The sequence below is a fragment of the Pseudarthrobacter sp. NKDBFgelt genome (assembly GCF_046097905.1).
Taxonomy (GTDB): domain Bacteria; phylum Actinomycetota; class Actinomycetes; order Actinomycetales; family Micrococcaceae; genus Arthrobacter; species Arthrobacter polychromogenes.
On the sequence record NZ_JBJURL010000047.1, the window covers coordinates 26,455 to 36,667 of the forward strand.

A 10,213-nucleotide genomic window follows, 5' to 3' on the forward strand; every position below is an offset into this window, starting at 1 on the left:
CTGCAGCCCGGATCAGTACCGGCGGCGGTAGACGGGGTCCAGGGTTTCCGGAGCCACTCCCAGCATCTCGGCCGTGTGCTCCACCACAACGTCATGGACCAGGTCCTGGAGCTCTTCGGGGCCGGGACAGCCCTGTTCCACCACGCGCCGGTACACCGTGATCATGGGCCCTTCGCCGTCCGCGGCGGGAGTATAGGACCCCATGGGCGCCGACGCGGAGTTGGCGGCCAGCTGTTCGAGGTCCGGCGGGATCTCATCGACGCCGAACCGGACGCCGTCGAGCGTCTTGCCCCAGATGTCGTGCAGCCTCTGCGCGGAATCCAGCACCATGTCATCAAACCGGTCCGAGCGCGTCCGGTATCCGGGGTGTGCGGGGAGCATGACCTCCCCGCGGAGCCCGCGTCCGTGACGGTTCCGGCGGCGCATCATGAAGCTTTTGCCGGAGGAGCCGGTGCCCGGATTACCAGGGGCATCCGGACCAGCCAACCGGACCGTGAAACCTGATTTCTGGTTCGATGACTGCATACATCGACTCTAAACCCGGGGGAACATTTATGCGATATATTCTCCCCGCGGCAGGGACGCGTCGGGTCGGGCGGGCAATGCACGGTTTTGGCGCGGACACCGAGTAGTCTGTGATGTCGTGGGAGCTATCCGTCAGTGTTCAAGATCTGCCTGCCGCCAGTCAGCGGTGGCTACCCTGACGTACGTCTATGCGGACTCCACCGCCGTCCTTGGCCCTCTGGCCACTTTCGCGGAGCCGCATTGCTACGACCTGTGCGAGCAGCACGCTGACTCGCTGACCGTTCCCCGTGGCTGGGAAGTCCTCCGGCTTGCCATGCCGTCAACGCCCCAGCAGCCTGGCCCCGACGACCTCCTGGCCCTCGCCAATGCGGTGCGGGATGCCGCGGCCCTCCCGGCCCAGGGACAGCAGCCGCCGGCGCAGCGCGCGTCCCATTCTGCGCTGGAAGCACCGGCCGGCGCGGAAGGCACCCGCAGGGGGCACCTGCGCATCCTGCGTGAACCCTCCTGACATCCTCTGGCGGTAGGCTGGTAGCTGCACACCAGTCCGCTACCGGCGCGAGCGCGCCCGCCAGGGAGCACCAAGAATGCCACATATCAGTCCTGAGCTGCTGTCCGTCCTCCGCTGTCCCGTCACGGGTTCGGCCCTGGTGCAGGAAGGCGAGGAACTGGTGGCGGCCGCCGGGGACTCCGGAGTGAAGCCGCGCTACGCCATCGAGGACGGCATTCCGCTCCTCCTGCCACCAGAGCTGCTGGCAGCGGCCACCGCGGCAGGATCGGACCAGCATGATTCAGTCCCCGGAACGGGCCAAGCCACGTAGCAGCGAACTGGCCGGCCGGAACGCGGGCGCCACGGCCGCCGTCGAACTTTACACAGCAACACCGGAACCAACAGCACTCCGGACAGGACGAAGGATTACCCATGACTTTTGATTACAAGGTTGCCGATATCACCCTGGCGGAAGCCGGCCGGCACCAGATCCGCCTCGCCGAGCACGAGATGCCGGGCCTGATGTCGCTCCGCGCCGAGTTCGGCCCCACCCAGCCGCTCAAGGGCGCCCGGATCGCCGGATCCCTGCACATGACCGTGCAGACCGCCGTGCTGATCGAGACGCTCACCGCTCTCGGCGCCGAGGTCCGCTGGGCCTCCTGCAACATCTTCTCCACCCAGGACGAGGCCGCCGCGGCCGTTGTGGTCGGAAACGGAACCGTCGAGGACCCCCAGGGTGTGCCCGTGTTCGCCTGGAAGGGCGAGACGCTGGAGGAGTACTGGTGGACCGCCGAGCAGATCCTTACCTGGCCCGGCGCGGACAGCAACCCGGACCTCGGCCCGAACATGATCCTCGACGACGGCGGAGACGCCACCATGCTGGTCCACAAGGGAGCCGAGTTCGAGGCCCTTGGTACCGTCCCGGCCGCAGCCGACGACGAGTCCGAGGAAGGCCGCGTTTTCCTCGAGGTGCTGCGCGCCTCGCTGCAGGCGGACCCGCAGAAATGGACCCGGATCGGCTCCCGCCTGCTGGGCGTCACGGAGGAAACCACCACCGGCGTGCACCGCCTTTACCAGCTCGCGGAGCAGGGCAAGCTGCTGTTCCCGGCCATCAACGTCAACGACTCCGTCACCAAGAGCAAGTTCGACAACAAGTACGGCATCCGGCACTCCCTGCCGGACGGCATCAACCGCGCCACAGACGTTCTGATGGGCGGCAAGATCGCCGTCGTCTGCGGCTACGGCGACGTCGGCAAGGGCGCGGCAGAGGCTTTCCGCGGCCAGGGCTCCCGCGTTATCGTCACCGAAATCGATCCCATCTGCGCACTCCAGGCAGCCATGGACGGGTACCAGGTCGCCAAACTGGAATCCGTCCTCAGCGAGGGCCACATCTTCATCACCACCACCGGCAACAAGGACGTCATCCTGGCCGAGCACATGGCCGCGATGCGCGACAAGGCCATCGTGGGCAACATCGGCCACTTCGACAACGAGATCGACATGGCCGGACTGGCACGTATCCCCGGCATCCGGAAGGTGGAAATCAAGCCGCAGGTGCACGAGTGGGTACTCGACGAGGGAACGGACCGGGAACGGTCCATCATCGTCCTCTCCGAAGGGCGCCTGCTGAACCTCGGCAACGCCACCGGCCACCCTTCATTCGTGATGAGCAACTCTTTCGCCAACCAGACGATCGCGCAGATTGAGCTCTTCACCAAGAGCAGCCAGCCGGAAGGGGAGCGGGAGTACGGGAACCAGGTCTACGTGCTGCCGAAGATCCTTGACGAGAAGGTCGCCCGGCTGCACCTGGACGCGCTCGGCGTGGAACTGACCGAGCTGTCGAAGGAGCAGGCCGCCTACCTGGACCTCGACGTCGCAGGTCCCTACAAGCCCGAGCACTATCGTTACTAAGAAGTAAAGCGCCCGGGTGCCCAGAGCGCCCGGGCCGTTACTTTCTGCGCCTAGGATCAAATTATGGAGCCCGAAGTCCCGTCCCGCCGTCCCGGTCGAATGAAGAAGATCCTTGTGGTGGCAACTGTCTGCCTCCTCGCTGCCGTCGGTGGGGTCTTCGCCGCCGTCGCGCCGGGCATCGCCCGCAGCACCATCGAGTCCGAGGCCAGCTCCTCAGTGAGGACAACCCCAGGAATTGCAGCTCCAGTGGTGGCTCCGGTCACGTTCGACGCTGCGCCGGCCAACGGGGCGAAGCAGGTCAACCCGGCAGCTCCGGTGTCCCTGAAGGTCAGCAACGGAACCATCGAACGCGTCACCCTCACCAGCACCGGCGGCGAGACCGTGGAGGGCGCAATCGACTCCCAGGGAACCGGCTGGACCGCCGCTGGCCCCCTGAAATTCAACACCGACTACAGCTACACGTACGTGGTCAAGGACGGCGCGGGACGGGAGACCAGCACCACGCAGTCTTTCAGCACCGTCTCCAGCTCCCATGAGGCGGACGCCGCCATCTACCCCCTCGACGGCATGAAGGTGGGTGTCGGCCAGCCGCTGCAGGTCATCTTCAGCGAGCCTGTGGTCAACCGTGAGGCCGTTGAGAAGGCCATCAGCATTACCAGCAGTGCCGGCCAAACAGGCGCCTTCCACTGGCACAGCGACACCATGGTCCGGTACCGCCCGGAGAACTTCTGGGCTGCCAACTCCACCATTGCCATGGACATGAAGCTGTTCGGCGTTGACCTTGGCAATGGGCAGATCGCCAACTTCAACAAGAAGGTGAACATCTCCATCGGCGACAAGAAGGTGGCGGTGGCCGACTCCGCCGCGCACACCTTTACGCTGAGCGTCAATGACCAGGTGGTCAAGACCCTGCCCGTCAGTATGGGGGACCAGCGCTTCCCGTCCGCACGCGGCTACGGGGTGCTGATGGAAAAGAAACGCTACGACCACTTCCGGGCCTCAAGTATCGGGCTCAAGCCGGACGATCCTGCCTACTACGGGGACGTTGACGTGGAGTACACCATCCGCCTCACCCTCAGCGGCGCCTATATCCACCAGGCCCTGGAGTCTGCCTATCCGTTCATCGGCAACGCGAACGTCTCGCATGGCTGCATTGGGTTCGCTCCCGACGGCGCCGCCTGGGTCTTCGATAACATGGGCACCGGCGACGTGGTGCAGATCGTAAACACCGAGGGGGACTACGCCGCCCATGATGACGGGTTCGGCGACTGGAACATCCCGTGGAGCGAGTACGACAACTAGCGTCAGCTGCCGAAGGGCAGCCGCTGCAGCCGCTCGCCGATCTCCGTGTTGCGCCGGCGTGCCTGCGTCAGCCTCGCCAGCTCCCTGCTCCGGCGTTCAGCGACGACGGCGGCAAGGTAGTCGTCCGGGCTGGTCCCCGGGGGCGGCGGCGGGGCCACATGCGCGGACAGTTCCGTGGCGATGGACCCGGCCATCCCGGCCCGGGACAGGGGCGCCATCCTCCCCGCCTGCCGGATGAACTGGGAGGCCCTGCGCACCGTCGCATCGGGAATCCTTCCAATGTCGGCAGCCGCGGCCCACGCCCGGAGGCGCGGCGGCACAAACACCGGAACCGGTTGCTCCACCGGCACCCGGGTGCGGACGGCATAGGTTCCGGCCATCAGGTCACCCAGCCGCCGCGACCTGTCATTGAAAAGCGCAACCGTCAGCGCCACGCCGCCGAAGGTCAGGTAGATCTCCAGGAACCCGGTCAGTCCGCGGATGACGGCGTGCCGGAAGCGGATGGCACCCCCGTCGTCCCTGACCACCCGGAGGCCGGTGGCGAGCTTCCCCAGGGAGCGGCCGCGGCTCATCGTTTCAACGGCCACGGGAACGATGACCAGGCAAAAGACCACGCTGGCCAGGGTCAGGGCACGTGCGGCAGCCCCATCGAGGTCCTCGCCGGCAGCGGCAAGCCCGATCAGGATCGCCACGAGCAGGACGATGTTGAAGGCCACATCCAGGAGCAGCCCAAGAGCACGGGCGGCAAAGGACGCCGGCCTCAACTCCAGGACCACGGCCTCGCCGGTGATGATCGAACTCACTGTTCTTCCCCGTTCCACCGCCCTCCCGGTGCGGTCGCTCAAAGTCTAGTGTGGTGGCGCTAGGCTGGTCGCGTGGATATGGACGCGTTTTCCGCAGCCAACGCGGACAAGTGGGCACGGCTGCACGAGCTCGCCTACCAGGGCAGGCTCAACGGGCGCGAGGCCGATGAGCTGCTGGCGCTGTACCAGTCCACGTCCGCCCATCTCTCCCTGATCAGGTCAATCGCACCCGAAAGCGGACTGTCCGCCTCGCTCTCCGCCACGCTGGCGCAGGCCAGGACCCGCTTCACCGGGGCCAGATCCAACGTGCCGGCGGACCTGGCGCGCTTTTTCGTGGTGGCCCTTCCGGCCGCGTTGTACCGGTTGACCTGGCTCACGCTGGCCTGTGGTGCGGCCTTCATCCTCATTGGCGCGGCGTACGCGCTGTGGATCGGCACGTCGCCCGACGCGCTGCGGGCAGTGGCCACCGAGGCGGCGGCCAGGCAGTACGTTGAGGAAGACTTCATCAACTACTACTCTGAAAACCCGGCCGCCTCCTTTGCCGGTGCTGTCTGGACCAACAACGCCTGGATAAGCGCGCAGGCCGTGGCGTTGGGTATCACCGGTTTCTGGGTGCCGATGATCCTGTTCAGCAACGCCCAGGGGGTTGGCGTTGCGGCCGGGATTTTCGCCGCCGCCGGCAAAAGCGACGTCTTCTTCAGCTACATCCTGCCGCACGGCCTGATGGAACTCACCGCCGTGTTCATTGCCTGCGCGGCCGGCCTGCGGATCTTCTGGGCCATGGTGTCACCGGGCCCGCGGACCAGGGGACGGGCTGTTGCCGAGGAAGGCAGATCCCTGATCACCGTGGCCCTGGGACTGGTCCTTGTGCTGTTTGCCTCCGGTCTGGTTGAAGGGTTCGTCACCCCCAGCCCGCTGCCGGTGTGGGCCAAGATCGGGATCGGGGCCGCTGTCCTGGCCGCGTACTGGTTCTACGTGCTGAGGTGGGGCAGGCCCGCCTACCTCGCGGGAGAACGCGGGGACCTGCGGCGCGAGGACGCGGGCTACGCGGAAATCGCTGCCTGAATCGTTGTAATTCCGCCGGGGTGGTTCCTCGTCCAGCCCACGGCCCGGAAGGTAGGCTCGACACCAGATAAGCGCGCCGGCTGAGCCCGGCCCGGCGCGGAAAAACGACGGAAGTGACGCTGCTGTGAAAGACGAAACACCGGCCCGCGCCAAAAGCGCCGAGCCGCAGCCGGAACCCCACCTGGACACGTCCGGGGACTCCGACGAGCCCGCGTTTTCCTGGCTGACCCCCGCCGGGAAGGGCTCCGGTTCAGCAGCGGGGTCCTCCTCCTCGCCCGCTGCCCCTTCACCCGCTGACAGCCCGGCCGCTGCCTCTTCAACCGCAACTGGCGGCTCCACCCTGGACGGCGGCTCCGCAGGCCATGCCGCTGGAGCTTCTTCCGCTGCTGCCCGGAGCTCAGCCGTTGCGGGCAGCGCAGAACCCGCCCCCGCCAGCCGGAACGGATCCATCCAGCCGGAGAGCCGGGCGGACCGGAAAGCCGCTGAAGCCGCTGCTGAGGCTCCCGGAGAGGACAGCTCCCCGGTCTTTAAGGAACCGCTCCCTACCTCCGCGCTGCAGGTCCGCCCGCCGGAGGAAGAGGTGGAACGCCGCAATGCCCAGCGGGAGAGTGCCGCTAACGCCAAACCTGTGGCGCCCCGGGTGATGCAGGTCCTGCTCGCCGTCTTCTTCCCGCTGGTCCTGCTGATCCTGGCTGTCCGGGCGGTGACCAGCCCGCTGTTCCTGTGGGTGGAGTACAACCGGCCCGGGTTCCCGGGCGACGGATACGGCTTCAGCACGGACGACCGGATGACGTACGGCTCCTACGCCGTGGACTACCTGAGCAACTGGTCCGGCCCGCGCTACCTCGGGGACCTGGTGCACCGCAGCGGCGACAAGCTGTTCAAGGACGGCGAGGTGAGCCACATGGCGGACGTCAAACTGGTGATCCTGTCCACGTTCGGCGCCGGCGTCCTGCTGGTCCTGTTCAGCATTGTGGCCATCCTTTACCTCCGCAAGCGAAGCACGGGCGGAGTCCGGAGGGGCCTGTTCGCCGGCTCCATCGTCACCCTGGTCATCATCCTGGGCCTGGGCACCCTGGCCGTGCTGGGCTGGCAGCAGTTCTTTACCGAGTTCCACCGCATCTTCTTCGCCGACGGGTCCTGGACGTTCAGCCTGGACGACACCCTGATCCGGTTGTTCCCCGGCCAGTTCTGGATTGATGCCGGCATGGTCATAGCGGGACTGGTGCTGCTGGCTTCACTCGTGACCCTGATCCTCACCTGGCCCACCCGCCGGCGGCGCGGCCTGGCCAAGGACGGGGCGGCACCGGCGGCTGTTCAGGAGTAAGCCCCGGAACGTGGCGGGCGCGGCCGGGGGACTGCGCCCTAGGAGTAGAGTTTGGCGATCTCACCGGCGTAGTCGCGCACGACGGCGGCCCGCTTCAGTTTGAGGGACGGCGTCAGGTGTCCTGACTCCACGGTGAACTGGACGTCGAGGAGCGAGAAGCTGCGGATGGACTCCGCCTTGGAGACGAGCAGGTTGGCATGGTCCACCGCCTCCTGGACTGCCGCGAGGACTTCCGGATCGCTGACCGCGTCCTGCGCTGCAAGGGCGGGCAGGCCCCGTTCGGAGCGCCAGTTGTCCACGCCCTCCGGGTCCAGGGTCACCAGAGCCGAGACGAAGGGTTTGCCGTCGCCCACCACCACGGCGTGGCCCACCAGTTGGTGGGCTCTGAGTTTCTCCTCGAGCGGGCCCGGAGCCACGTTCTTGCCGCCTGCCGTGACCAGCAGGTCCTTCTTGCGGCCGGTGACGGTGAGGAACCCCTGCGCATCGAGTTCCCCGAGGTCACCGGTCCGAAAAAACCCGTCAACGAAGGCCTCAGCGTTCGCGGCCCGGTTGTTGTGGTACCCCTTGAAGACGCCAATCCCCTTGACCAGGATCTCGCCGTCCCCCGCCACCCGGATGGTGGTGCCCGGGACCGGGATGCCCACTGAGCCCACACGCGTCCGGGCCGGGGTGTTGGCCGTGCACGGTGCTGTGGTTTCGGTCAGTCCGTAGCCCTCCAGCACCGGTATCCCGGCGCCGCGGAAAAAGTGGGCGTCCTCCAGGGAGAGGGGACTGGCACCGGATACGGTGTACCCCACCTGCCCGCCCAGGGCCTGCCGAAGCCGGGGATACAGCAGCCGGTCGAAGAGCGCGTGCCGGGTGCGGCAGAGCAGCCCGGGCCCGTCGCCTTGGCCGCGGTTGCGCCGGTCCTCCTCCCGCGAAAACTCCATGGCGGCCTCTGATGCAGCCTTGAAAAGCCGGGCCTTGCCGGCCAGGGCTGCCTTGTGGGCGGCGGTGGCCCGGACTTTCTCGAAGATCCGCGGCACCACCAGCAGGAACGTGGGCCGGAACGAGCCCAGGTCATCAAGCAGCTGCGCCGCTCCCGGCGTGTGTCCCAGGGTGGCCCCCGCGGTGAGGCAGACCACCTGCACGGCGCGGGCCAGCACGTGTGCCAGCGGAAGGAACATCAGGGTGCGCGCCTGGTCCTGCAGCAGCAGCTCCGGAAGGAACGCCACGATGTTCTTCGCCACCAGGGCGAAGTTCCCGTGGGTAATCTCGCAGCCCTTGGGATTGCCTGTGGTGCCTGAGGTGTAAACGAGGGAGGCAACATCGTCCAGCCCGGCCTGGCTGCGGTGCCGTTCAAGCTCCGCGTCCGTAACCCCGGTGCCGGCAGCGGCGAGGCTGGCAAGGTCCGGCGCGTCGCCGTCGTAATCCATCCTCACCACGTTGACGAGCCGGTCCCGAAGGACGTCGGAGCCTGCCAGGACCCCTGTGACCAGGGCGGCAAGGCCACGGTCCCCGGCAAAGACGCGGCGCACCCCCGCGTCCTGGATGATCCACTCCACCTGCCGCGCGGAGGATGTTTCGTAGATGGGAACCGTCACTCCGCCGGCGAACCAGATGGCGAAATCGACCAGGGTCCACTCATAGGAGGTGGGGGACATGACCGCAACTTTGTCGCCGGGCTCGATGCCGCCGGCAATCAGGCCCTTGGCCAGGGCACTGACGTCCTGCAGGAACTTGCCGGCCGTGACATCCACCCAGCCGTTCGGACCCTTCCGCCGGTACAGGGCATGGGCAGGGTTGGCGGCATGCTGCTCCAGCAGCAGGTCGGTCACGTTGCTGGCGGCGTCAAGCTCAACCAGCAGTTCGGTGCTTGCTTCTCTCACAGCAGGTCTCCGTTCCGCTGCCACGCCGCGGCAGCGGCTCAGTTGGGGGTCTGATGCCATCCTGCCCTAGATCCAGGACGGCATCCACATCCTGACTTTCCAGGCGTCGTAGGGAATGGTTTCCGCGGCCCAGACAGGATAAAAGAATGCCGACAGCAGGATCACCGCAGCGATGAACAGGGCCACCAGGTACAGCCCTGACCGGCGGCGCCACGGCGGGTCGGAGGCCCTGCCCAGGACGAGGCCCAGGCAGTACACGAGCGCCAGGACCAGGAAAGGCTCGAAGGACACGGCGTAGAAGTAGAACATGGTCCGTTCGGGGTACAGGAACCACGGCAGGTAGCCTGCGCCTACGCCGGCCAGTATGGCGCCGGCACGCCAGTCCCGCCGCCCGGCCCACCAGAACAGCAGGACCACCAGGGAAACGACGGCGCCCCACCAGATCAGCGGGTTTCCCACGGACAGGATGGCCGAGGTGCATTTTTCCACCGCGCAGCCCGGGCTGCCCTGCGGCGGCGTTTCGTAAAAGAACGACGTCGGCCTGCCGAGTACCAGCCAGCTCCAGGCGCTTGCCTCGTACGGGTGGTCCGATCCAAGGCCTTGGTGGAAGGTGTAGGCCTCCCGGTGGTAGTGGGCCAGCGAGCGGACAGCGTCCGGAAGCCAGTTCCATTCGGCAGAGGGGTTGCTTTCCGCCCACCGGCGGAAGTAGGCATTCCCGGACCGGAACCAGCCTGTCCACGATGCCGCGTACACCAGCCCCGCCACCGGCACCATGCTGATGAACGCCGGAATACCGTCCTTGATGATGCCGCCACTGATCCAGCCGCGGATGCCGGCAACCCGCCGGGCGTTGAGGTCCCACAAGACCGTGAGGAGTCCGAACCCGGCAAGGAAGAAGAGCCCCGACCATTTGGTTCCGACGGCG

General features: G+C 66.9%; 10 protein-coding genes. 6 read left to right on the top strand and 4 right to left on the bottom strand.

Features of this window, described 5'->3' with window-relative positions; genetic code table 11:
* Positions 1-12: 12 nt before the first annotated feature.
* Entirely contained in the window at positions 13-525 is a 513-nt protein-coding gene (locus ACKAE7_RS13440) for a metallopeptidase family protein (protein WP_191034271.1), read from the bottom strand.
* A 118-nt stretch (positions 526-643) separates the two neighbouring features.
* Between ACKAE7_RS13440 and ACKAE7_RS13445 the strand changes: the two genes are divergently transcribed.
* The 4 genes from ACKAE7_RS13445 (at position 644) to ACKAE7_RS13460 (ending at position 4,225) form a co-directional block, all read left to right on the top strand.
* The gene (locus tag ACKAE7_RS13445; protein WP_188809217.1) at positions 644-1,033 is read left to right on the top strand and encodes a DUF3499 domain-containing protein; all 390 of its coding nucleotides are present in this window, start codon (positions 644-646) and stop codon (positions 1,031-1,033) included.
* A gap of 76 nt (positions 1,034-1,109) precedes the next feature.
* A complete protein-coding gene (locus tag ACKAE7_RS13450) occupies positions 1,110-1,343 on the top strand; it encodes a hypothetical protein (RefSeq protein WP_408979441.1) in 234 nt (77 codons plus the stop codon).
* 101 nt (positions 1,344-1,444) lie between these two features.
* Positions 1,445-2,923 (top strand): adenosylhomocysteinase, encoded by a 1,479-nt coding sequence (gene ahcY, locus ACKAE7_RS13455; RefSeq protein WP_188809219.1) that lies wholly within the window; start codon positions 1,445-1,447, stop codon positions 2,921-2,923.
* 63 nt (positions 2,924-2,986) lie between these two features.
* Positions 2,987-4,225, top strand: a complete 1,239-nt coding sequence (locus tag ACKAE7_RS13460) for an Ig-like domain-containing protein (RefSeq protein ID WP_408979442.1) — start codon at positions 2,987-2,989, stop codon at positions 4,223-4,225.
* A 2-nt stretch (positions 4,226-4,227) separates the two neighbouring features.
* On the opposite strand, the gene ACKAE7_RS13465 is transcribed toward ACKAE7_RS13460, so the two are convergent.
* The gene (locus ACKAE7_RS13465) at positions 4,228-5,028 is read right to left on the bottom strand and encodes an RDD family protein (RefSeq protein WP_188809221.1); all 801 of its coding nucleotides are present in this window, start codon (positions 5,026-5,028) and stop codon (positions 4,228-4,230) included.
* 72 nt (positions 5,029-5,100) lie between these two features.
* Between ACKAE7_RS13465 and ACKAE7_RS13470 the strand changes: the two genes are divergently transcribed.
* Positions 5,101-6,093: a stage II sporulation protein M gene (locus ACKAE7_RS13470; RefSeq protein WP_188809222.1), complete on the top strand. Its 993-nt coding sequence runs from the start codon at positions 5,101-5,103 to the stop codon at positions 6,091-6,093.
* A gap of 124 nt (positions 6,094-6,217) precedes the next feature.
* The gene (locus ACKAE7_RS13475; protein ID WP_408979443.1) at positions 6,218-7,420 is read left to right on the top strand and encodes a TIGR01906 family membrane protein; all 1,203 of its coding nucleotides are present in this window, start codon (positions 6,218-6,220) and stop codon (positions 7,418-7,420) included.
* A gap of 38 nt (positions 7,421-7,458) precedes the next feature.
* On the opposite strand, the gene ACKAE7_RS13480 is transcribed toward ACKAE7_RS13475, so the two are convergent.
* A complete protein-coding gene (locus ACKAE7_RS13480; protein ID WP_408979444.1) occupies positions 7,459-9,288 on the bottom strand; it encodes an AMP-dependent synthetase/ligase in 1,830 nt (609 codons plus the stop codon).
* A 66-nt stretch (positions 9,289-9,354) separates the two neighbouring features.
* Positions 9,355-10,213, bottom strand: an 859-nt coding sequence (locus ACKAE7_RS13485) for a dolichyl-phosphate-mannose--protein mannosyltransferase (protein ID WP_408979445.1), incomplete at its 5' end; no start/stop codon positions are given.